19 protein-coding genes are annotated in these 23,374 nt (G+C 70.5%); 8 read left to right on the forward strand and 11 right to left on the reverse strand.

The window, feature by feature from the left end:
* Positions 1–32: 32 nt before the first annotated feature.
* The 3 genes from fdhA to ACLVWQ_RS31120 form a co-directional block, all read right to left on the reverse strand.
* Positions 33–1,259 carry a formaldehyde dehydrogenase, glutathione-independent gene (gene fdhA / locus ACLVWQ_RS31110; protein WP_414112571.1) on the reverse strand — a complete coding sequence of 409 codons (1,227 nt, stop codon included), beginning with the start codon at positions 1,257–1,259 and terminating at the stop codon, positions 33–35.
* Positions 1,260–1,417: 158 nt separating this feature from the next.
* Positions 1,418–1,972 carry a methylated-DNA--[protein]-cysteine S-methyltransferase gene (locus tag ACLVWQ_RS31115; protein WP_414112572.1) on the reverse strand — a complete coding sequence of 185 codons (555 nt, stop codon included), beginning with the start codon at positions 1,970–1,972 and terminating at the stop codon, positions 1,418–1,420.
* A 92-nt stretch (positions 1,973–2,064) separates the two neighbouring features.
* Positions 2,065–2,946, reverse strand: coding sequence for a glycerophosphodiester phosphodiesterase (locus ACLVWQ_RS31120; RefSeq protein ID WP_414112573.1), 882 nt, complete (start codon positions 2,944–2,946; stop codon positions 2,065–2,067).
* A 277-nt stretch (positions 2,947–3,223) separates the two neighbouring features.
* On the opposite strand from ACLVWQ_RS31120, the gene ACLVWQ_RS31125 reads away from it, so the two are divergent.
* The 6 genes from ACLVWQ_RS31125 (at position 3,224) to ACLVWQ_RS31150 (ending at position 11,681) form a co-directional block, all read left to right on the forward strand.
* Positions 3,224–4,087, forward strand: coding sequence for an MHYT domain-containing protein (locus tag ACLVWQ_RS31125; RefSeq protein WP_414112574.1), 864 nt, complete (start codon positions 3,224–3,226; stop codon positions 4,085–4,087).
* Positions 4,088–4,127: 40 nt separating this feature from the next.
* Positions 4,128–6,266 (forward strand): excinuclease ABC subunit UvrB, encoded by a 2,139-nt coding sequence (gene uvrB, locus ACLVWQ_RS31130; RefSeq protein ID WP_414112575.1) that lies wholly within the window; start codon positions 4,128–4,130, stop codon positions 6,264–6,266.
* Between the two features lie 165 nt (positions 6,267–6,431).
* Positions 6,432–7,010, forward strand: a complete 579-nt coding sequence (locus tag ACLVWQ_RS31135) for a TerD family protein (protein ID WP_414112576.1) — start codon at positions 6,432–6,434, stop codon at positions 7,008–7,010.
* 52 nt (positions 7,011–7,062) lie between these two features.
* Entirely contained in the window at positions 7,063–9,096 is a 2,034-nt protein-coding gene (locus ACLVWQ_RS31140) for a TerD family protein (protein ID WP_414112577.1), read from the forward strand.
* A gap of 308 nt (positions 9,097–9,404) precedes the next feature.
* Entirely contained in the window at positions 9,405–10,433 is a 1,029-nt protein-coding gene (locus ACLVWQ_RS31145; RefSeq protein WP_414112578.1) for a TerC/Alx family metal homeostasis membrane protein, read from the forward strand.
* Positions 10,434–10,580: 147 nt separating this feature from the next.
* Positions 10,581–11,681, forward strand: a complete 1,101-nt coding sequence (locus ACLVWQ_RS31150; protein WP_414112579.1) for a calcium:proton antiporter — start codon at positions 10,581–10,583, stop codon at positions 11,679–11,681.
* A gap of 26 nt (positions 11,682–11,707) precedes the next feature.
* Here ACLVWQ_RS31150 and ACLVWQ_RS31155 read toward each other — a convergent pair whose 3' ends face one another.
* The gene (locus ACLVWQ_RS31155) at positions 11,708–13,012 is read right to left on the reverse strand and encodes an MFS transporter (RefSeq protein ID WP_414112580.1); all 1,305 of its coding nucleotides are present in this window, start codon (positions 13,010–13,012) and stop codon (positions 11,708–11,710) included.
* Positions 13,013–13,205: 193 nt separating this feature from the next.
* Between ACLVWQ_RS31155 and aroQ the strand changes: the two genes are divergently transcribed.
* Complete coding sequence (gene aroQ / locus ACLVWQ_RS31160; protein ID WP_414112581.1) at positions 13,206–13,679, forward strand: type II 3-dehydroquinate dehydratase; 474 nt, start codon at positions 13,206–13,208, stop codon at positions 13,677–13,679.
* A 44-nt stretch (positions 13,680–13,723) separates the two neighbouring features.
* Here the strand turns inward: aroQ and ACLVWQ_RS31165 are convergent, their stop codons facing one another.
* The 5 genes from ACLVWQ_RS31165 to ACLVWQ_RS31185 all read right to left on the reverse strand — a co-directional run bounded on the left by ACLVWQ_RS31165 (position 13,724) and on the right by ACLVWQ_RS31185 (position 18,056).
* Positions 13,724–14,494: an amino acid ABC transporter ATP-binding protein gene (locus ACLVWQ_RS31165; RefSeq protein WP_414112582.1), complete on the reverse strand. Its 771-nt coding sequence runs from the start codon at positions 14,492–14,494 to the stop codon at positions 13,724–13,726.
* A complete protein-coding gene (locus ACLVWQ_RS31170) occupies positions 14,491–15,432 on the reverse strand; it encodes an amino acid ABC transporter permease (RefSeq protein WP_414112583.1) in 942 nt (313 codons plus the stop codon). The genes ACLVWQ_RS31165 and ACLVWQ_RS31170 overlap by 4 nt, the downstream gene beginning before the upstream one ends.
* A complete protein-coding gene (locus tag ACLVWQ_RS31175; RefSeq protein ID WP_414112584.1) occupies positions 15,429–16,310 on the reverse strand; it encodes an ABC transporter substrate-binding protein in 882 nt (293 codons plus the stop codon). The genes ACLVWQ_RS31170 and ACLVWQ_RS31175 overlap by 4 nt, the downstream gene beginning before the upstream one ends.
* A gap of 389 nt (positions 16,311–16,699) precedes the next feature.
* Complete coding sequence (locus ACLVWQ_RS31180; RefSeq protein WP_414112585.1) at positions 16,700–17,356, reverse strand: MBL fold metallo-hydrolase; 657 nt, start codon at positions 17,354–17,356, stop codon at positions 16,700–16,702.
* 10 nt (positions 17,357–17,366) lie between these two features.
* Positions 17,367–18,056, reverse strand: a complete 690-nt coding sequence (locus ACLVWQ_RS31185) for a maleylpyruvate isomerase family mycothiol-dependent enzyme (protein WP_414112586.1) — start codon at positions 18,054–18,056, stop codon at positions 17,367–17,369.
* Positions 18,057–18,281: 225 nt separating this feature from the next.
* On the opposite strand from ACLVWQ_RS31185, the gene uvrA reads away from it, so the two are divergent.
* Entirely contained in the window at positions 18,282–21,305 is a 3,024-nt protein-coding gene (uvrA, locus tag ACLVWQ_RS31190) for an excinuclease ABC subunit UvrA (protein WP_414112587.1), read from the forward strand.
* Between the two features lie 123 nt (positions 21,306–21,428).
* Here uvrA and ACLVWQ_RS31195 read toward each other — a convergent pair whose 3' ends face one another.
* Complete coding sequence (locus tag ACLVWQ_RS31195; protein ID WP_414112588.1) at positions 21,429–22,340, reverse strand: carbohydrate kinase family protein; 912 nt, start codon at positions 22,338–22,340, stop codon at positions 21,429–21,431.
* Positions 22,337–23,368: a LacI family DNA-binding transcriptional regulator gene (locus ACLVWQ_RS31200; RefSeq protein WP_414112589.1), complete on the reverse strand. Its 1,032-nt coding sequence runs from the start codon at positions 23,366–23,368 to the stop codon at positions 22,337–22,339. The genes ACLVWQ_RS31195 and ACLVWQ_RS31200 overlap by 4 nt, the downstream gene beginning before the upstream one ends.
* Between the last annotated feature and the right edge of the window lie 6 nt (positions 23,369–23,374).

Below are 23,374 nucleotides of genomic sequence, written 5' to 3' on the forward strand. Positions count from 1 at the left end.
GCCCGGCCAAACCCTCACGCGGTCGGCGGCCCTCAGACAGGCCGTACCCCGCGCAGTGACCCATGCGGATCGAGGACGTACTTGCGGCCGGCACCCTGGTCGAACTCGGCGTAGCCGCGCGGAGCGTCCTCCAGGCCGATCACCGTCGCGTTCACGGCCTTGGCTATGTGCACCCGCTCGTGGAGGATCGCCTTCATCAGCCCTCGGTGGTACCGCATCACCGGGCACTGGCCCGTGGTGAACTGGTGGCTCTTCGCCCACCCCAGACCGAGCCGCACCTTGAGCGTGCCGGTCCGCGCGTCCTGGTCGACCCCGCCGGGGTCGTCCGTGACGTACAGGCCCGGAATGCCCAGCGAGCCACCCGCGCGCGTGAGGCCCATCAGCGAGTTGAGCACCGTGGCCGGCGCCTCCGGAGCGTCGGTGCCGTGCGCCCGCGCCTCGAAGCCGACCGCGTCGACGGCCGCGTCCACCTCCGGCTCGCCCAGGATCTGCTCGATCTGCTCGCCCACGTCCCCCTGGCTGACGTCGACCGTCTCGCAGCCGAAGCTCCGGGCCTGTGCCAGCCGTTCGGGGTTGAGGTCGCCGACGACGACCACGGCCGCGCCGAGCAGCTGCGCCGACGCCGCGGCGGCGAGACCGACCGGGCCCGCCCCGGCCACGTACACCGTCGAACCGACCCCGGCACCCGCGGTCACCGCACCGTGGAAGCCGGTCGGGAAGATGTCCGACAGCATGGTCAGGTCGAGCAGCTTCTCGCGTGCCTGCTCCCGGTCCGGGAACCGCAGCAGGTTGAAGTCCGCGTACGGGACCATCGCGTACTCCGCCTGGCCGCCGACCCAGCCGCCCATGTCGACGTAGCCGTAGGCCGCTCCGGGACGGGCCGGGTTGACGTTCAGACAGATGCCCGTCTTGCGCTCCTTGCAGTTGCGGCACCGTCCGCAGGCGATGTTGAAGGGCACCGAGACGATGTCCCCGACCTCGACGAACTCGACGTCCGGACCCCGCTCGACGACCTCTCCGGTGATCTCGTGCCCGAGGACGAGCCCCTCGGGCGCGGTCGTACGGCCGCGCACCATGTGCTGGTCGCTGCCGCAGATATTGCTGGCCAGTACTTTCAGGATGACTCCGTGCCGGCACGTGCGGCCGACGTTCGCGGCGGCCACCCCCGGTCCGTCCTGCAACTCGAGCGTCGGGTAGTCGATGGTCCTGACTTCCACCGCGCCCGGCTTGAGGTACGCGACTGCCCTGTTCCCGCTCACGCTCATACGTGATCGCCGTCCCTTCGGCCCCCGTGGCGTCGGATGCCTGTGGCTGTACGTGTGGCGGAGTCTGCTACCGCCCGACCGTTCCGACCAGCCTTCGCGGGGGCCCCGTGGGCACACCGCACCGGGGAACTCCTGCCGAGCCCCTCAGAACCTCAGAACAGCGGCTCCGGCAGCACGCCCTCCAGCGCCAGCAGCTTCCTCTTGGTCTCCACGCCGCCCCCGAACCCGCCGATGCCGCCGTCCCGCTCCACGACGCGGTGACAGGGCACGACGACCGGCAGCGGGTTGGACCCCATGGCCGCCCCCACCGCCTGGGCCGCACCGGGCTGGCCGACCCGCCGTGCCAGGTCGCCGTAGCCCACCACCGCCCCGTACGGAACGCCGGACGCCAGCTCGCGCAGCACCTGACGGTTGAACCCGGAGATCAGGGACCAGTCCAGCGGCAGTTCGAAGTCGCGACGCTCGCCCGCGAAGTACGCCGCGAACTGGCGTATCGCCTCGGCAAGGAGCGGGGACCGCGGTGCTTCGACGGGCACGGCGGCGAACCGCGAGCCGAGCCGCTCCAGTGCCGAGTCGCGCACCGCGTCCGTGGCGTGGAAGACCACGCTGACCAGGCCCTCGTCGGTGGCCGCCAGCAACAGCGGGCCGATGCCGCTGTCGACGACGGTCCACACCACCCGCTGCTCGTTCTCCCCATGGCTGTTCATGCGCTCCACGGTACGGCGGGCCACTGACAACGCCGGTGGCGCGGACGCGTACGAGCGTCCGCGCCACCGTGACGGGCCGGCCACCGGGGCACTCAGCCCTCGTGAAGCGTCTCCCGCACCACGTCCGGCTTGTTCGTGATGATGCCGTTCACACCGAGGTCCGCGACGCGCCGCGTGTCCTCGGGGGTGTCGACGGTCCAGGTGAAGATCTCCAGAGGCTTGCCGTGCGGTCCTTCGAGCCCGTGGATCGCGGCGACGTAGCCGAGGGAGATCGTCGTGTGCGCCGAGTTGATCTGGTCGGCGAACTGCGCGTACGCGGGCAGTTCGCCGACCGGCGGAGTGCCCAGGAAACCCGTCTTCACGTCGGGCCGCAGCGCGTGCACCGTACGGATGCTGTCGGCGTCGAAGCTCTGGATCACCAGCTTGCTCCGCACCTGGGCCGGGCCCAGCCAGCCCTCGTTGCTGAGGACCTTGAGGGTCTCCTTCTCGATGCCCGGGTACAGCGCGGGGCTCTTGATCTCGAGAACGAGCTTCTGGTGGTTGTGCGAGACCCGGTTCATGTACTGCTTCAGCGTCGGCACGCGCGCGCCCGCGTAGCGGGGGCTGAACCAGCTGCCCGCGTCCAGGCGCGCGATCTCCGCGGCGGTGAAGTCCTTCACCTTCCACGGGGCCCGGTCGGGAAAGACCTCCTCCACATCGGTCGTACGGGCCAGGCTCTCGTCGTGGATCACGACGAGCTGACCGTCCTTGGTGCGCTGGACGTCGTTCTCGACCCAGCGGAATCCGAGACGGTCCGCCCGGTCGATGGCGGCGAGGGTGTTCTCGGGGGCCTGCGCCGAGGCTCCGCGATGGGCGACGACCAGGGGCTGGTCGGGCCGGTCGGTGCTCTCGGCCGCGTGAGCGGTGGAGATGGGGAGAACTACTGCGGCTCCCAGGAGCGCGGTGGTCGTAGCGGCGGCAACGCGCGCGTGCATACGTACTCCTTGCGTCTGTGGTCACGGACGGTCCCAGAGTGACAGCAGGGGGTCAACATCAGGGGGGTGCAGGATGGCCACAAATTGAATGGAGTTGCCCAAGTCCGATCACGTGGGCCGCACAAGTGGGGCGGGGCCGTGATTCTTTGCCGGAAAATCGTTCGACCGTTCAGGTGCGAGTCATACTCTCTGCGACAACCCTGGTGGCCATGGCGCTCCCGGGGCGGGGGCATTTCACGGGGTTCCGGGATGTAACAGGGCGGAAGGGCAACCGCGCATGCAGGGCACGGTCGACGGATTCAGCTACGGACTCGTCACGCCTGTGGTGGCGTACCTGATGGCCTGTCTCGGCGGAGCGCTCGGACTGCGCTGCACCACGCGGTCGATGCTCGTCACCCGTTCCTGGCGCCCCGGCTGGCTCGCGCTCGGCTCGGCGGCGATCGGCTCCGGCATCTGGACCATGCATTTCATCGCGATGACGGGGTTCTCCGTGCAGGAGACCCCGATCCACTACGACCGGCTGACGACCTTCGCGAGCCTCGGCGTGGCGATCGTCATGGTCGGCGTCGGCATTTTCATCGTCGGATACCGGGGAGCCTCGGGAACGGCCCTGTTCACCGGCGGTACGGTCACCGGTCTCGGCGTCGCCTCGATGCACTATCTGGGTATGGCCGGAATGCGCCTCAACGGTGAGTTCGAGTACAACACCCTCACCGTCGCCGCCTCGGTCGTCATCGCCGTCGCCGCCGCGATCGCGGCCCTGTGGGCGGCGGGGCAGATCCGCGGTTTCCTGTGGAGCGTCGGTGCGAGCCTCGTCATGGGCCTCGCCGTCAGCGGCATGCACTACACGGGGATGGCCGCCCTCAGCGTCCATCTGCACGCGGGAGCCACCGGCGTCCCCTCCGGGGACTCGCCCACGACCCTGCTGGCCCCCCTGATGATCGGCCCGCTGGCCTTCCTGCTGCTGGCCGGCGTCGTCGTGATGTTCGACCCGCTGATGGTCATGGGCAAGCCCGACTGGAGCCCCGTCGAGCAGAAGCCCGGTATCCCCGCCCACACGGTCCACCACACGGGCCTGGGGCACGTGCCCGGCCCGCGCTCCCGCCACCACGACGGCTCCCGCGCCCCGCAGAACCGCTGACAGGACCCCGTTGTCAGTGCGGGGTCGTACGGTTGGTTCCATGCGGCCCGTATCAAAGATCGAACGCACGGTGGCGCCTTTCGAGGTCGTCAGCTCCTACCAGCCCAGCGGCGACCAGCCCGCTGCCATCGCCGACCTCGAGCGGCGCATCCTCGCAGGTGAGAAGGATGTCGTCCTCCTCGGCGCGACCGGCACCGGCAAGTCCGCGACCACCGCGTGGATGATCGAGAAGCTCCAGCGCCCCACGCTCGTGATGGCGCCGAACAAGACGCTGGCCGCCCAGCTGGCCAACGAGTTCCGCGAGCTCCTGCCGAACAACGCGGTCGAGTACTTCGTCTCGTACTACGACTACTACCAGCCCGAGGCCTACGTCCCCCAGTCGGACACCTACATCGAGAAGGACTCCTCGGTCAACGAGGAGGTGGAGCGCCTGCGCCACTCCGCCACCAACTCGCTGCTCACCCGCCGCGACGTCGTCGTGGTCGCCTCGGTCTCCTGCATCTACGGCCTGGGCACGCCGCAGGAGTACGTGGACCGCATGGTCAACCTCAAGATCGGCGACGAGATCGACCGCGACGACCTGCTCCGCCGCTTCGTCGACATCCAGTACACGCGCAACGACCTCGCCTTCAGCCGCGGCACCTTCCGCGTCCGCGGCGACACCATCGAGATCTTCCCGGTCTACGAGGAGCTGGCCGTCCGCATCGAGATGTTCGGTGACGAGATCGAGGCCCTCTCCACACTGCACCCGCTCACCGGCGAGATCATCAGCGACGACCAGCAGCTGTACGTCTTCCCGGCCTCCCACTACGTCGCGGGACCCGAGCGCCTGGAGCGCGCCGCCAACGACATCGAGAAGGAACTGGGCGACCGGCTGTCCGAGCTGGAGAAGCAGGGCAAGCTCCTGGAGGCCCAGCGGCTGCGCATGCGCACGACGTACGACCTGGAGATGCTTCGCCAGATCGGCTCCTGCTCGGGTGTCGAGAACTACTCGATGCACTTCGACGGCCGTGAGCCCGGCTCCCCGCCGAACACGCTGCTCGACTACTTCCCCGACGACTTCCTGCTCGTCATCGACGAGTCGCACGTCACGGTGCCCCAGATCGGCGCCATGTACGAGGGCGACGCGTCCCGCAAGCGCACCCTCGTCGACCACGGCTTCCGGCTGCCCTCGGCCCTGGACAACCGCCCCCTGAAGTGGGAGGAGTTCCAGGAGCGCATCGGCCAGGCCGTCTACCTGTCGGCGACACCGGGCAAGTACGAGCTCTCGCGCGGGGACGGCTTCGTCGAGCAGATCATCCGCCCCACCGGCCTCATCGACCCCGAGGTCGTGGTCAAGCCCACCGAGGGCCAGATCGACGACCTGGTGCACGAGATCCGCAAGCGCACCGAGAAGGACGAGCGCGTCCTGGTCACCACGCTCACCAAGAAGATGGCCGAGGACCTCACCGACTACTTCCTCGAAATGGGCATCCAGGTCCGGTACCTGCACAGTGACGTCGACACCCTGCGCCGCGTCGAACTGCTGCGGGAGCTGCGCGCCGGCGAGTACGACGTCCTCGTCGGCATCAACCTCCTCAGAGAGGGCCTCGACCTGCCCGAGGTCTCCCTGGTGTCGATCCTCGACGCCGACAAGGAGGGCTTCCTGCGCTCCGGCACCTCCCTGATCCAGACCATCGGCCGCGCGGCCCGCAACGTGTCCGGTCAGGTCCACATGTACGCCGACAGGATCACCCCGGCGATGGAGAAGGCCATCGAGGAGACCAACCGGCGCCGCGAGAAGCAGGTCGCGTACAACACGGAGCGGGGCATCGACCCGCAGCCCCTCCGCAAGAAGATCAACGACATCGTGGCGCAGATCGCCCGTGAGGACGTCGACACGGAGCAGCTGCTCGGCTCGGGCTACCGCAAGTCCGCGGACGGCAAGAGCGCCAAGGCCCCCGTGCCCGCGCTGGGGTCGAAGGCGGACAAGGGAGCCAGGGCCGGCAAGGGCAAGGCCAAGGGGACCGTGCCGACCGACCGCCCCGCGGCGGAGCTGGCGGAGCAGATCGAGGAGATGACGGGACGGATGCGGGTGGCCGCCGGGGACCTCCAGTTCGAGATCGCCGCGCGGCTGCGTGACGAGGTCTCGGAGATGAAGAAGGAACTGCGGCAGATGAAGGAAGCCGGTATCGCCTGACGCCGGGGGTACCGCACGGTCCTGACGTCCGGGGTGCCGCACTGTGTTGCAAGACCGACACAAAGTGCGCACCGGGCTTCGGGGCTGTCAGTGGCCCTGCGTAGGGTTGCTGGTCAACCGCAGGGTTCTGCGGCAACAGGGGACAGTCCGAGAGGGGAACAGCGCGTGACGGTCAACATGACCAAGGGTCAGGCCATCAGTCTGCAGAAGAACGACGGAGGCACGCTGACCGCGGTGCGCATGGGGCTCGGCTGGCAGGCAGCCCCGCGACGTGGCCTGTTCGGTTCCCGCACCCGCGAGATCGACCTCGACGCGTCCGCCGTGCTGTTCGCGGACAAGCAGCCGGTCGACGTGGTGTTCTTCCGTCACCTCGTCAGCGACGACGGCTCCGTGCGGCACACCGGTGACAACCTCGTCGGCGGCGTGGGCCAGGGTGGCGACGACGAGGCGATCCTCGTCGACCTCGCGCGCGTCCCGGTCCACATCGACCAGATCGTCTTCACCGTGAACTCGTTCACGGGCCAGACGTTCCAGGAGGTGCAGGACGCGTTCTGCCGCCTGGTCGACGAGAGCAACGGCCAGGAGCTGGCCCGGTACACCCTGGCCGGCGGCGGGCAGTACACCGCGCAGATCATGGCGAAGGTCCACCGCGCGGGCGCGGGCTGGCAGATGACCGCCCTCGGCACGCCTGCCAACGGCCGTACCTTCCAGGACCTGATGCCGGCGATCCTGCCGCACCTGTAGGCAGTCCGGCGCCCGGCAGCCGGCGCCCGAGTACGTAGGGGGAACGAAGGCGATGACGGCTGAGCTGGTCCGGGGGCAGAACCACCCGCTCTCCCAGGCCCGACTTGAGATCCGGGTGTCGGCCGGCAAGCCGATCGTGGCCGGGGCCACGCTCAGCGACGACACGGGCAAGGTGCGGGGTGTCGAGTGGGTGGCCCACCCGGGCTCACCCACTCTGCCAGGCATGGAGGTGTCCAAGCAGGCGGCGGCCGACCACCGGCTCGCGTGCGACCTGGACGCCCTGCCGGAGACCGTGCACCGGGTCAGCGTGCTGCTCGCCCTGCCGTCGGGAGTGGGCGGCCCGGTCCGCTTCGGCGCCGTCGCCGCCCCGTTCGTCGCCGTCACCGGACTCGACGGCTCCGAGGTCGCCAGCTACACGGTCACGGGGCTCGACGCCGAGTCGGCCGTCGTCGCACTGGAGCTCTACCGCAGGCAGGGCGCCTGGAAGGTGCGCGCCGTGGGCCAGGGATACGCCGGCGGCCTCGCCGAGCTGTTCGCCGACCAGGGCCTGCCCCAGGCCGGCCAACTCGCCGCCGGCATCAACGAAGCGGTGGTCAAGGGCCTCGCGCGCTCCGTGGCGGCACCGCCCCCGCGTACCGCCGAGGGAGACCGCTCGCGGCACGCGGCGACACCCGCGCTGGGCCAGGACCAGGGCGGTTCGACGTCCCAGGGCGCGCCGGGCCAGGTGGCACCGCAGCACGGGCACCCCGGCGGGCCGGGATCCACGGCGCCCGGCGCGGGCGGACAGCAGCCCGACCACCCCGCGGCGTCCGCACCGGTGGACCCGTCCGCCGTCACCCAGCCCGGCGGTCCGGTACCCGGCGGCCCCGTCGACTACAGCCACCCGGGCCGGCAGGCCGCCGCACCGCCCCCGCCCCCGCCGGCCGTGCCCCCGGCCAGGCCGGGGCAGCCCGCCCAGCCGGTGGCGGGCGACGCGACCGGCTGGTCCATGGAGGAGCGCCTGTACAACCAGGTGTGGGGCATGTTCGAGGACCTGGCCCGCACCACCGCCGCGTATCGCAGCGCGGTCGACTTCGCCGAGTCGCGTATGGAGCAGGAGCTCGACAAGGTCCTGTCCGACCCGCGCAGCCGGATCGGCGGGCAGGGCGACGCCGCCCGCGAGGCGGCCCGCGCCAAGCACGCCGAGCTGATCGACCGGGCCAGGCAGGTACTGGACCGCGACCTCGCCCAGCTCATCGCCGAGGCCGAGGTCGTCGAGCCCGCGCTGCCGCCCGCGTTCGCGCGCTGGGACAACCCCTCCTGGCACGCCTACCGGGTGCCGATGGAGATCCCGATGGCGCTGCGCCTGGGCGATCTGCACCTGCCCGAGAGCGCCGGCCTGAGCATCCCGATGCTGGTGCGGCTGCCGCTGGAGCGCGGCCTGTGGATCGACAGCGGACGCACCGGGTCCGCCGACGGTTCGATCGCGGACTCCGACCAGTTGCGCCGCCTCGCCATGGACACGGCCGTGACCCACGCGGCCCGGCTGCTCGCCGTCCACCCGGCGGGCGAGTACTCCGTGCACGTCATCGACGCGGCGGGCTCCGCGGCCTCGGCCCTCCTGCCGCTCGTGAGCACCGGGGTGCTGGCCGGCCCGCCCGCCGTGGGCGCCGCGGGGGTGAGCGACGTGCTGGCCCGGCTGACCCGGCGCGTCGATCTGGTACAGATGGCCGTCCGGGGCGGCGCGGCCGATTCCCTCCCGTCCGACCTCGACCCGGCCGAGCAACTGCTCATCGTCAACGACTTCCCGCACGGTTTCGACGACCGTGCCGTGACCCAGCTGCGGTACCTCGCCGACGAGGGCCCGGCCGTCGGTGTGCATCTCATGCTGGTCGCCGACCGGGAGGACGCCGCCGCCTACGGGCCGCTGCTCGACCCGCTGTGGCGGTCGCTGCTCCGCCTGACCCCGGTGCCCGACGATCACCTCGCCGACCCCTGGGTCGGACACACATGGACGTACGACCCCTCACAGGTTCCGCCGGGCAGCCAGGTGCTCCAGCAGGTCCTCACCCAGGTCGCGGCCGCACGCCGCTCCTGGAACCGCTGAGGGCCTCCGGGGGGCTCGCGCGCCGCACTCCCCGAGCTTCACCAAGAGATCGTCAAGCCCTCTGACCAGCGGACTTGGTCTTTCTTTTACCAATCTCTTTACCTTTCCTTGGTGATTGGGTACTGTCGTAGGTGCGGAGGGGAGTACTCCCTGACTACTGCGGCGCACCCGTCAATACGGATCCGGCCTGGATCCCGGGGCGTCGGCCCGAATCACACCGGGCGCATCACGCGCCGGACACATCGGGTGGAAGAGACCTCCGGCAGCGACGACGCTGACACTTGCCGTTACGTACTGCCGGAGGCGCAGTGAATGTTTCCTTGACCCTTTGGGTCCTGACGATCGTGGGCCTCGCGGCCCTCATCGCGGTCGATTTCTTCATCGGCCGCAAACCGCACGACGTATCGATGAAGGAAGCCGGGATCTGGACGGTCGTCTGGATCGTCCTGGCCGCGCTGTTCGGGCTCGGACTGCTGCTCTTCTCCGGTGGCCAGCCCGCCGGCGAGTTCTTCGCCGGTTTCATCACCGAGAAGTCGCTGAGCGTCGACAACCTCTTCGTCTTCGTCCTGATCATGGCGAAGTTCTCGGTGCCCACGCAGTACCAGCAGCGTGTGCTGCTGGTCGGTGTGCTGATCGCCCTCGTCCTGCGAGCGATCTTCATCGCCGCGGGTGCCGCGATCCTCGCGAGCTTCGCATGGGTCTTCTACATCTTCGGCGCGTTCCTCATCTACACCGCGTGGAAGCTGATCCAGGAAGCCCGCGCCGACGAGGAGGACGAGGAGTTCGAGGAGAACCGGCTGCTCAAGGCCGCCGAGCGCCGCTTCGGTGTCGCCGACCGCTACCACGGCACCAAGCTGTGGATCCAGCAGAACGGCAAGCGGGTCATGACCCCGATGCTGGTCGTCATGCTGGCGATCGGCACCACCGACGTGCTCTTCGCGCTCGACTCGATCCCCGCGATCTTCGGCCTGACGCAGGACCCGTACATCGTCTTCACGGCCAACGCGTTCGCGCTGATGGGCCTGCGGCAGCTGTACTTCCTGATCGGCGGACTCCTCAGAAAGCTCGTGCACCTCAGCTACGGGCTGTCGGTCATCCTCGGATTCATCGGCGTCAAGCTGGTACTGCACGCGCTGCACGAGTCCGGCGTCCATGTCCCGGAGATCTCCATACCGGTCTCTCTCGGTGTCATCTGCGCCGTCCTGGTGGTCACCACGATCACCAGCCTCATGGCCTCCAAGAAGCAGGCGGCCGAAGAGGCACGGAACGCCCAGGGGTCCGAGGGGTCCGAGGGTTCCGGGGCATCCGGGTCCGAGAAGAACAGCATCGACGTCTGACCTCGTCGGACACAGGACGACCAGCACCAGCACCAGCACCGGTGGCGGCGCTCGGCGAATCGCCGGCCACCGCCACCGCGGCTGCTGTCACCGGTGCCGCCGTCCTGTCGGCGTGCGGGGCCCGGGTGCGGCTGCGACGATCGCAGCATGATCGTTCGGCTTCGGTCACTCGTGACGCGGTGGACGGGCGTCGTGCCCGTGATCGCGATCGTCCTGCTGGCCCTCACCTGGGGCCGTGATCTGCCGGGCCTGATCGTCGCTCTGGTGACGCTGGTGCTGGCCGGTGCCGTGCTGGCGGCGGTCCACCACGCGGAAGTGGTGGCCCACCGGGTCGGTGAGCCCTTCGGGTCGCTGGTCCTCGCCGTCGCCGTCACGATCATCGAGGTGGCGTTGATCGTCACCCTCATGGCGGACGGCGGGGACAAGAGTTCCACGCTGGCCCGCGACACCGTCTTCGCGGCCGTGATGATCACCTGCAACGGCATCGTCGGGCTGAGCCTGCTCGTCGCCTCACTGAGGCACGGCCTGGCCGTCTTCAACGCGGAGGGCACCGGCGCCGCCCTCGCGACCGTGGCGACCCTGGCCACGCTCAGCCTGGTGCTGCCGACCTTCACCACCAGCAAACCCGGGCCGGAGTTCTCCACCGCCCAGCTCACCTTCGCCGCCCTCTCCTCGCTCGTCCTGTACGGCATGTTCGTGGCCACGCAGACGGTGCGGCACCGCGACTACTTCCTGCCGATCACCCGACAGGGCGAGGTGATCGACGAGGACGACCACGCCGACATCCCCACCGCCAGGACCGCGAAGATCAGCCTGGGACTCCTCGGACTCGCCCTCGTCGGCGTGGTCGGCCTCGCCAAGGGCGTCTCGCCCACCATCGAGTCCGGCGTGCAGGCGGCCGGGATGCCGCACTCCGTGGTCGGCGTGATCATCGCCCTGCTCGTCCTGCTCCCCGAGACGATCGCCGCACTGCGCTCCGCCCGCCGCGACCGCGTCCAGACCAGCCTGAACCTCGGCCTCGGCTCCGCGATGGCGAGCATCGGCCTGACCATCCCGGCCGTGGCCGTCGCCTCCATCTGGCTCTCCGGGCCACTGGTCCTCGGCCTGGGCTCCACCCACATGGTGCTGCTCGCGCTGACCGTGGTGGTCAGCTCCCTCACCGTGGTCCCCGGCCGGGCGACCCCCCTTCAGGGCGGGGTGCACCTGGTGCTGTTCGCGGCGTACCTGGAGCTCGCGATCAACCCGTAGACCCGCCCCTCCGTACGTGATCCCGCTCAGCCGGCGACGGGCTCCGCCACCGCCGCCTCTACCGGCCGGGTCTCCGGGAGCAGCGCGAAGCAGCCGAGGCTGAGCAGCGCGATGCCCGTCAGATAGGCGGCCACGCCCCACGGGACCCGCCCGCTCCGGTCGGCGATCGCCGTCGCCACGATCGGGGTGAGCGCACCTCCGAGCACCCCGCCCAGGTTGTAGCCCACCGCCGCACCCGTGCAGCGCACCCGTGGCTCGTACAGCTCCGGCAAGTACGCGGCGATCACGGCGAACATCGTCACGAAGGCGATCAGCGCGACCAGGAAACCGAGGAACATCAGCAGCGGTTCGCCCGTCGACAGCAGCGCGATCATCGGGAACATCCACACCGCGGCGCCCGCGCAGCCGGCCAGACACAGGGGCCGCCGTCCGTAGCGGTCGCTCAGCACCGCCACCACGGGAGTGAGCGCACCCTTCACCACGACGGCCGCCATGATGCAGGCCAGCATGACGGTACGGCTCACCCCGAGCCGCTCGGTCGCGTAGGCGAGGGACCAGGTCGTCACCGCGTAGAACAGCGCGTACCCGACCGCCAGCGCCCCGGCCGTCAGCAGGACGAGCCGCCAGTGGCCGCGCACCACCTCGACGAGCGGCACGCGCGCGTGCTCCCGCATCTCGAGGAAGCGCGGGCTCTCGGCCAGCGAGGAGCGCAGCCACAGCCCGGCCGCGGCGAGCACACCCGCAGCCCAGAACGGCACCCGCCAGCCCCACGACGCGAACTGCGCCTCGGAGAGCGTCGCCGACAGCGTCAGCATCACGCCGTTGGCGAGGACGAACCCAAGTGCCGGACCGATCTGAGGGAAGCTCGACCACAGTCCACGACGGTCGGCCGGCGCGTGCTCCGCGGTCAGCAGCACCGCACCGCCCCACTCGCCGCCCAGCCCGAGCCCCTGGAGGAAACGCAGCACAAGGAGCAGCACGGGAGCGGCCGTGCCGATGGAGTCGTACGTCGGGACGCAGCCGACCGCGACGGTCGCGGCGCCGGTCAGCATCAGGGAGGCGACGAGCACGGGCCGCCGCCCGTGCCGGTCCCCGATGTGCCCGAACAGGACCGAGCCCAGAGGGCGCGCCACGAACCCGACCCCGAAGGTGCCGAAGGCGGCCAGGGTCCCCGCCACCGGCGAGAACGTGGGGAAGAACAGGGGACCGAGGACGAGCGCGGCGGCCGTCCCGTAGACGAAGAAGTCGTAGAACTCGATGGCCGTCCCGGCGAGCGCGGCGGACGCGAGACGCAGCATGGAAGGGGGCTTTACTGTGCGTACACGGTGCATGCCGCGTCAACCACCCACGGTCACCAAGGGTTACGGGGCGCACGGGGGCCCGCGTGTGTCGGTACGGCACCGTGATGCGCCGGGGCAGAACTGTCGATCCCTCCGTCACGCCGAGGGCCGCGCGCACCGTGATAGACCGGGTCCGAGCAGCGGTCCTGAACGGGCCGAACCACCCGACCGGACCGGAGGAACCGTGCCCCGCACCCTGGCCAGCGCCCCCATCATGATTCTCAACGGCCCCAACCTGAACCTCCTGGGCCAGCGGCAGCCGGAGATCTACGGTTCCGACACCCTCGCCGACGTCGAGACGTTGTGCGTCAAGGCGGCGGCCGCGCACGGCGGCACGGTCGACTTCCGCCAGTCCAACCACGAGGGCGAACTGGTCGACTGGATCCACGAGGCTCGCCTCGGCCACTCGGGCATCGTGATCAACCCGGGCGCCTACTCGCACACCTCCGTCGCGATCCTGGACGCGCTCAACACCTGCGACGGCCTGCCCGTGCTCGAGGTCCACATCTCCAACATCCACCAGCGCGAGGAGTTCCGGCACCACTCGTACGTCTCGCTGCGCGCCGACGGCGTCATCGCGGGCTGCGGCGTGCAGGGGTACGTGTTCGGGGTGGAGCGGGTCGCGGCGCTGGCCGGGACGGGGCGGGCGCAGGCCTGACGGGCACGGGGGCGGGGGAGAGGGCGAGGCGGGGGAGGGCGGCCTCAGAGCCGTCCCGCCTCCACGACCCGCCGCAGGAACCGGCGCGTGCGCTCCTGGCGCGGCTCGCCGAAGACCTCCTCGGCCGTGCCGCGCTCCAGCACGACGCCGCCGTCGAGGAAGCAGACCTGGTCCGCGACATCACGGGCGAAGCCCATCTCGTGCGTGGCCAGCACCATGGTCATGCCGTCCTCCTTCAAGTCCCGGACGACGCTGAGGACTTCCCCCACGAGCTCCGGGTCGAGCGCGGCGGTGACCTCGTCGAGGAGCAGCAGCCGGGGGCGTACGGCCAGCGCGCGGACGATCGCGGCCCGCTGCTGCTGGCCGCCGCTCAGCCGGTCCGGATACTCGTCGGCCTTGGCGCCGAGCCCGAGCCGGTCGAGCAGCTCACGGCCGTGCGCCCGCGCCTGCTCACGGCCCACGCCGTGCACGCGGCGCGGGGCGAGCGTGATGTTCTCCAGGACGGTCATGTGCGGGAAGAGGTTGTACGCCTGGAAGACCACACCGATGCGGCGGCGCACCGCGTCCTGGTCGGCCCGCGGATCGGTGATCTCCTCGTCGTCCAGCCAGATGGCGCCGTCGTCGATCTCCTCCAGGAGGTTCGCGCAGCGCAGGAGGGTGGACTTGCCGGAGCCGGACGCCCCGATGAGCGCCGTCACCGTGTGCGGAGCGACCTCCAGATCGACGTCCCGCAGGACCACCGTGCTGCCGAAGGTCTTCCGGACGGCCTCCATACGCAGCACGGGTGTGGCGGAGTCCGTGGTGGTCGGGCTCATATGGTTCCTCCCTGTGCCTGCCGGCGGTCCATGCGCGCCGTGACCCAGTCCGTGAAGCGGGTCATGGGGATGGTCAGCGCGACGAAGACCAGCCCGGCGACGATGTACGGCGTGTAGTTGAGACTGCGGCCCACGATGATGTCGGCGGCGCGTACGGCGTCTACCGCGCCGCCGATCGAGACGAGCCCGGTGTCCTTCTGCAGCGACACCAGGTCGTTGAGCAGCGGCGGCACCTGACGGCGTACGGCCTGGGGGAGGACCACGTACCGCAGTGCCTGACGGTTGCTCAGCCCGAGCGAGCGCGCCGCGGCCCGCTGGGAGGGGTGGACCGACTCGATGCCGGCGCGGAACACCTCGGCGACGTACGCCGAGTACGTCAGCGTGAGCGCGGTGCCGCCCAGCAGCACCGGATCGACGGTGATGCCCTGGAGCCGCAGTGCCGGCACGCCCAGCACCACGATCATCAGATTGATGATCAGTGGAAGACCACGGAAGAAGTCGGTGTACGCGGCGGCCAGCGCCCGCAAGGGGAAGAAGACCGGGCCGCGCAGGGTGCGGGCGATGGCGATGAGCATGCCGAGGACGAGGACCGCCGCGCCGCACACGAGCAGCAGCCGGACGTTCAGCCACAGCCCTTCGAGGACCTTGGGGAACGCCTCGCGCGCGTACCGCCCGTTGAAGAACGTCTCCTTGGTGCGCGGCCAGCCGGGCGCGTTGACGACGACGAGGTAGAGGACGACGCCGGTCACCAGGGTGGAGAGGGCGGCGACCGCGGTCGCGCGGCGGGCACGGGTGCGCTTGTGGCGCTCCCGCTCGATCCGCCGCCGCGACGGGACGTAGGGATCGCGCGCGGTCCCCTCGGCGGCCTCGGCGTTCTCGGTACTCTCGGCCGGGTCCTTGTCGGGCTCGCCGTCCGACTCCTCCTTCACGAACGTCACTTGAGCACCGGCGCGTCGACGGCCTCGGACAGCCACTGCTTCTCGATGGCGGCGAGGGAGCCGTCCTCACGCAGGGCGTCCACGGCGTCCGTCACGCACGACGTGAGCGCGCTGCCCTTGTCCAGCACGAGCCCGAACTGCTCCGGCGTGCCGCCCCGGTTCTCGAACTGCCCGACGATCCTCGCGTCCGTGACCTCGGCCCCGGTGATGTAGAACGCGGTCGGCAGGTCGACGACGACGGCGTCCACCTGGCCGTTCTTGAGCGCGGACTTGGCCTGGTCGTTCTTCGCGTACGCGGCCGGCGCGCGGTCCGGCTTCACCACGTCGTCGATGTAGGTGAGGCTCGTCGTGCCGACCTGGGCGCCCAGCTTGACGCCCTTGAGGTCGGCGATGCTCTTCGCCTCGGCGGCCTTGGAGCCCTTCAGCGCGATGACGGCCTGGCGTACGTCGTAGTAGCCGGACGAGAAGTCCACGGCCTTCTTGCGTTCGTCGCTGATCGACACCTGGTTGATGTCGAAGTCGAAGGTCTTCTCGCCGGGTGCGAACGCCTTGTTGAAGGGCACGGTCTGCCAGACGACGTCGCCCTTGGCGTAGCCGAGCTGCTTCGCCACGGCGTACGCGACGGCGGACTCGAAGCCCTCACCACTGGCCGGCTCGCCGTCCTTGAACCACGGCTCGTACGCGGGCTCGTCCGTCGCGATCGTCAGCTTCCCCGAGACCTCGGTGCTCAACTCGCCCTTGGCGCACGACGAGGCGGACGGCGCGCCGGCGTCCTTCTCCTCGGACTGCGGGGCACAGCCGACGGCGACGGTGACGGCGAGCAGAGCGACGGTGGTGGCGGACAAGGCTCCGCGCAGGGTGCTTCGGGCAGGATGCATGGCGGGAGAGTGGCAGTGCGTGGGCCCGGCTGTCGAGGTCACGACGGCAACTGTCCGCATAGTGGGAACGGGTGTTGCGGTGCTGTGAACTGGCGTGACGCGCGGGCCCGGCAGCGGTGCCCGCCGGACGTCGGCCACCGCTGCCGGGCGGGGCCGCCGGCCGAGGGTGGGGATCGACGGGCCGGCGACCCGTCCGCGCAGGAGCCGTCATCCTGTGCGGGGCTGCCTCCAGTGGACAGCGCGTACCCCGGCGCGGGGAGCGCGCGCGGGGCACGGGAGTGAGCGCTCGGTTCACACGGGGCGCGCACGGCGCGCATGGCCGACCACCGGCCGGCCTCGCATCAGACACAGGACGGCCCCGGCTCACCCACGGCACGGCACCCGTGAGTTCACCAGCCCCGTGCGCGCCACTCCGGCAGATGCGGCCGCTCCGTGCCCAGCGTCGTGTCGTTGCCGTGTCCCGGGTAGACCCAGGTCTCGTCGGGCAGCGTGCCGAAGATCTTCGTCTCGACATCGTGGATCAGACGGGCGAAGGCCTGCGGATCCTTGCGTGTGTTGCCCACACCGCCCGGGAACAGGCAGTCACCCGTGAAGACATGGGGGTGGCCGTGCGGGTCGTCGTAGACCAGCGCGATCGAGCCGGGCGTGTGCCCCACCAGGTGGCGCGCCGTCAGTTCGACGTGGCCCACCCGGATCGTGTCGCCGTCCCCGACCGGAACGTCCGTCGGTACGGGGATGCCGTCGGCGTCGTCCCGTCCCGCGTACGTACGCGCGCCCGTGGCCGCGACGACCTCCGCGAGAGCCTGCCAGTGGTCGCCGTGCTGATGCGTGGTCACCACGGACGCGATCCCGTCGGCGCCGATCAGCGTGAGCAGCGTCCCGGCGTCGTTGGCCGCGTCGATCAGCAACTGCTCGTCCGTGGCCCGGCAGCGCAGCACATAGGCGTTGTTGTCCATCGGACCGACCGCGACCTTGGAGATCATCAGGTCCCGCAGCTCGTGCACATCCGCCGGGCCGCCGACCGTCACCGCTCCGCTGTACGTCATGCGGCTCAGCCTATAGCGGGGGCAGCGCGGGAAGAGGCCCGCCCTCGACGACCAGAGCGGCCCCGTCCCGGCGACCGGCGAGCCAGCCGAGCAGGGCGGGCGCGGGACCGGTCACGGTGACCTCGGGGCCGCCCTCGGAGGCGCGTCCCGTGCTCCACGCGCGCGTACCGTCCGTGACACGGGTGTACGGGACCTCGGGGCGCCCGGCGAAGCGGTCCGCGAGGAAGCCGATGTGCCGCTCCGTGAACTCCTCGGGCACGTCCTCCAGCTCGTACCCGGTGCCCAGGTCCACGTGGTGCAGCTCGACCTCGATCCACCGCCGGAACGGCACCCGGGACGCCGCGTCGGTGACCCCGTTGCGCAGTGCCACGGTGCGGGACCAGTCGGCGGGCGCGGCCCCGGCCTCCTGGAAGCGGGCCGAGCTGTCGCGCAGGTCGGTGAGCTGGGCGGCCAGGGGCCTGGGGGCGTCCCGCTCGATCTCGGCGTCCCGGGCGTCCCCGGAGGCGTACATCGGCCGGCCCGCCAGGACGTTCACGAGGGCGTCCGCGTTGCGGGAGAGGTGGGCCAGGACATGGCCGCGGCTCCAGCCGGGCAGCCGTGACGGTTCGGTCACAGAGGCGTTGTCCAGTTCGGCGGCTGCGCTGAGCACCCGCTCGGTCGCGTCACGTACAGACGCCAGGTCGCGCGCATGATCGTTCATGGGTCCGACGATAGCTTCGCCACACGTTCGGGTGAAGGTGTCGGCCGAGCTCCGCTAATCGAATACGCGTGCTATATGGTCGGGGGCGGCGCCGGGCATTCTTGGAAGCCCGGGATTGTTCTCATCGAGGCGAACCGACCCGGCGTTGTCAGTGGCTCCCCCTAGTCTGAGAAGGACGTGGGGCCTCGCCCCTGTCACTTCTCTCAAAGAAAGGTGCGGACCGGCGTGGCCGACCGTCTCATCGTCCGTGGAGCGCGCGAGCACAACCTGAAGAATGTCTCGCTCGACCTCCCGCGCGACTCGCTCATCGTCTTCACGGGCCTGTCGGGGTCGGGCAAGTCCTCGCTGGCCTTCGACACGATCTTCGCCGAGGGACAGCGGCGCTACGTGGAGTCGCTCTCGTCGTACGCCCGGCAGTTCCTCGGTCAGATGGACAAGCCGGACGTCGACTTCATCGAGGGCCTCTCCCCGGCCGTCTCCATCGACCAGAAGTCGACCTCGCGCAACCCGCGCTCGACGGTCGGCACCATCACCGAGGTCTACGACTACCTGCGGCTGCTCTTCGCGCGCATCGGCAAGCCGCACTGCCCCGAGTGCGGCCGCCCCATCTCGCGCCAGTCGCCGCAGGCCATCGTGGACAAGGTCCTGGAGCTTCCGCAGGGCAGCCGCTTCCAGGTGCTCTCGCCGCTGGTGCGTGAGCGCAAGGGAGAGTTCGTCGACCTCTTCGCCGACCTCCAGACCAAGGGGTACAGCAGGGCCCGGGTCGACGGCGAGACGATCCAGCTCACCGAGCCGCCCACGCTGAAGAAGCAGGAGAAGCACACCATCGAGGTGGTCGTCGACCGCCTCACGGTCAAGGACGGCGCCAAGCGCCGGCTGACCGACTCCGTGGAGACCGCGCTCGGCCTCTCCGGAGGCATGGTCGTGCTGGACTTCGTCGACCTGCCGGCCGACGACCCCGAGCGCGAGCGGATGTACTCGGAGCACCTGTACTGCTCGTACGACGACCTGTCCTTCGAGGAGATGGAGCCCCGCTCCTTCTCCTTCAACTCGCCCTTCGGCGCCTGCCCGGAGTGCTCGGGCATCGGCACGCGCATGGAGGTCGACGCCGAGCTGATCGTCCCGGACGAGGACAAGTCGCTCGACGAGGGCGCCATCCATCCCTGGTCGCACGGGCACACCAAGGACTACTTCGCGCGCCTGATCGGAGCCCTCGCGGACGCGTTGGGATTCCGGACCGACATCCCCTTCGCCGGTCTCCCGCAGCGCGCCAAGAAGGCCCTCCTGTACGGGCACAAGACGCAGATCGAGGTCCGCTACCGGAACAGGTACGGCCGAGAGCGCGTCTACACCACGCCCTTCGAAGGCGCCATCCCCTTCGTGAAGCGCCGGCACGGCGAGGCCGAGAGCGATTCGAGCCGTGAGCGCTTCGAGGGCTACATGCGCGAGGTGCCCTGCCCCACCTGTGCGGGCACGCGCCTCAAGCCCGTCGTCCTCGCGGTCACGGTCATGGAGAAGTCCATCGCCGAGGTCTCCGCCATGTCCATCAGCGACTGCGCGGAGTTCCTGGGCGAGCTGAAGCTCGACGCCCGTGACAAGCAGATCGCCGAGCGGGTCCTGAAAGAGGTCAACGAACGGCTGCGGTTCCTGGTCGACGTCGGTCTCGACTACCTGTCGCTCAACCGCGCGGCGGGCACCCTCTCCGGCGGCGAGGCCCAGCGCATCCGGCTGGCCACCCAGATCGGCTCCGGCCTCGTGGGCGTCCTGTACGTCCTCGACGAGCCCTCCATCGGACTGCACCAGCGGGACAACCACCGCCTGATCGAGACCCTGGTCCGGCTGCGCGACATGGGCAACACGCTCATCGTCGTCGAGCACGACGAGGACACCATCAAGGTCGCCGACTGGATCGTCGACATCGGTCCCGGCGCGGGCGAGCACGGCGGCCACGTCGTGCACAGCGGCTCCCTGAAGGAGCTCCTCGCCAACGAGGAGTCGCAGACAGGGCAGTACCTGTCCGGCAAGAAGGCCATCCCGCTGCCCGACGTCCGGCGCCCGCGCGATCCCTCCCGACAGCTCACGGTGCACGGCGCCCGGGAGAACAACCTCCAGGACATCGACGTGTCCTTCCCGCTGGGCGTCCTGACGGCCGTCACGGGCGTCTCGGGATCCGGCAAGTCGACGCTGGTCAACGACATCCTGTACACGCACCTGGCCCGCGAGCTGAACGGCGCACGGAGCGTCCCCGGCCGCCACACGCGCGTGGACGGCGACGACCTCGTCGACAAGGTCGTGCACGTCGACCAGTCGCCCATCGGCCGCACACCCCGGTCGAACCCGGCGACGTACACCGGCGTCTTCGACCATGTCCGCAAGCTGTTCGCCGAGACCACCGAGGCGAAGGTCCGCGGCTACATGCCGGGACGCTTCTCCTTCAACGTCAAGGGCGGCCGCTGCGAGAACTGCTCAGGCGACGGCACGATCAAGATCGAGATGAACTTCCTCCCGGACGTCTACGTCCCGTGCGAGGTCTGCCACGGTGCCCGCTACAACCGGGAGACCCTGGACGTCCACTACAAGGGCAAGTCCATCGCCGACATCCTGAACATGCCGATCGAGGAAGGCATGCACTTCTTCGAGGCGGTCCCGGCGATCTCCCGCCACCTCAAGACACTGAACGACGTCGGCCTCGGCTACGTCCGGCTCGGCCAGTCCGCGACGACCCTGTCCGGCGGTGAGGCCCAGCGCGTGAAGCTCGCCAGCGAGCTCCAGAAGCGGTCCACCGGACGCACGGTGTACGTCCTCGACGAGCCGACCACCGGTCTGCACTTCGAGGACATCAGCAAGCTGCTCGTCGTCCTGTCCGGGCTGGTCGAAAAGGGCAACACGGTCATCGTCATCGAGCACAACCTCGATGTCATCAAGACCGCGGACTGGGTCGTCGACATGGGTCCCGAGGGCGGCGGCGGCGGTGGCCTCGTGGTCGCCGAGGGCACGCCCGAGGAGGTCGCCGGGGTACCGGCCAGTCACACGGGCAAGTTCCTGCGGGAGGTCCTGGGCGCCGAGCGCGTCAGCGACGCCCCGCAGGCGAAGCCCGCACGCAAGGCCACCGCCAAGAAGGCGGTGGCGGCCAAGTCGCCGACGAGGAAGACCACGACGGCCAAGACCGCGACGGCCAAGGGTGCCGGCGGCACGGCCACGAAGAAGGCGGCTCCGGCCAAGAAGACGACACGGGCCCGCAAGGCCTGAGACCTGACGTCGAGTCGCGGATATCGGAGAGCTGATAGCGGAGCGCGCCTCGCTCCCCGAGATCCGAGCCGGGTCCGACACGCTGTGCCCCCACGGGACCCCATGGGGGCACAGCGCGCTTTCCTAGAAGGCGTCCAGCTCGTGCGCGTACGGCGGTTCCGCGCCCGCCCGGGAGCAGGTGATCGCGGCGGCCCGCGCGGCGAACCGCAGCAGGTCGCCCCAGCCGTCGGCCCCCAGGTCCGCCGCGAAGGCACCGGACAGCGCGTCGCGGGAGGCGAGGCCGTGCAGCAGCGCCGCGTTCACCGTGTCGCCCGCGCCGATCGTGTCCACCACGTCGACCGGTTCACCCGGCACGGAGTACTCACCGCCGTCCCGGGTGAAGGCGGTCAGTCCGGCGCCGCCCCGCGTGATCACGACGGCCGAGGGGCCCGAGGCCAGCCACTCGTGCGGAGTGCCGCCCAGCCACCGGGCGTCCTCCTCGGACAGCTTGAGCAGCGACACCGACGGCAACCAGCTCTTGAACCGTGCCCGGTAGGCGTCCGGGTCGGGGATGAGCCCCGCGCGGATGTTCGGATCGAGCGTGGTGAACACGCCCTGCGCGGAAGCGCTCCGCATCAGTTCCTCGTACGCGCTCGCGCCGGGCTCCAGGACCAGCGAACAGGTGCCGAAGGACACCGCCCGCGTGCCGTCCGGGAGGTGGGCGGGAGCCGAGAACAGCCGGTCGGCGGTGCCCTCGACGTAGAAGGAGTAACCGGCCGAGCCGTCCGAGGCGATGGACGCGACCGCGAGCGTCGTGGGCTCGGCGCCCCGCTGCACGGACGACACGTCGACGCCCGCCTCGCGCAGCCCGTCGACCAGGGCCGCACCGAAGGCGTCGGCCGAGACCCGCGAGCAGAAGGCGGTGGGGGAGCCGAGCCGGCCCAGCGCGACAGCCGTGTTGTAGGGGCCGCCGCCGCGGCGCGGGGCGAGCACGGCGAGCGCGCCCGATCCGTCCGGCACCAGATCTATCAGGGCCTCACCTGCGACGACGATCACGAGTCGGTTCCTTTCCCGGGGCAGCCGCACGACGTGCGGTGGACGAAGGCGGAGGGCAGCCGGACGGTACGGGCCGCACGGCCGGGGGAGTCCAGCCGTTCCAGCAGCAGCCGCACGGCCTGGGTCCCGATCTCCTTGCTGGGCTGGGAGATCGCGGTGAGCCGGGGCGAGAAGAGATCCGCCCAGGAGAAGTCGTCGAAGCAGCACAGGGCCAGATCGGCGGGCACGGAGAGCCCGCGCGCACGGACGGCCCGCAGCGCGCCGATGGTCATCGCGTTGTTGGCGGTGACGAGCGCCGTCGGCGGTGCCGGGAGGGACAGCAGGGCGTCGGTCGCCCGCTCGGCGCCCGCCGCCTCGGAGTTGCCGGGGATCACGAGCCGCTCGTCGTACGCGAGCCCCGCGTACGCCAGGCCGAGCCGGTAGCCGGAGATCCGCTCGCTCGTCGTGCTGAGGCCGGGCAGGCCCGCGACCAGGCCGATTCTCCTGTGGCCCCGTTCGGCGAGGTGGGTGACCAGGTGCTTGACGGGCTCGGCGTTCTCCGCGCACACCTGGTCGTACGCGAAACCGGGCGCCGGGGCCTCGTCGACCAGCCGGTCCAGGAACACCGTCGGTACGCCGTGCCGCCCGAGGTAGCCGATCAGCTCCCGCGGCTGGGCGGAGGGCGCGACGATCATGCCGTCGACGCGCCGCTCGTGCAGCAGCCGGACCACCTTCTGCTCATGCGCCGGGTCGTCGTGCGGATCGGCGATCAACAGGCTGTACCCGTGCTCCAGGGCGCCCGCCTCCACGCCCTGGAGGATCTCGGTGAAGTAGGGGTTGCTGATCGCCGACACCGCGAGCCCGATGGACCGCGTACGGGCGGTGACCAGCGATCTGGCCAGGCCGTTCGGGGTGTAGCCGAGTGTGTCGATGGCGTCGAGCACGCTCTGGCGGGTGTGGGGGAGCACCGGGCGCGTGTCGTTGAGGACGTGCGAGACCGTCGCGACGGAGACGCCCGCGTGCCGGGCCACGTCGGCCATCGTCGCCATGCTGTC

Source organism: Streptomyces sp. CWNU-52B (assembly GCF_047444975.1).
Lineage (GTDB): Bacteria > Actinomycetota > Actinomycetes > Streptomycetales > Streptomycetaceae > Streptomyces.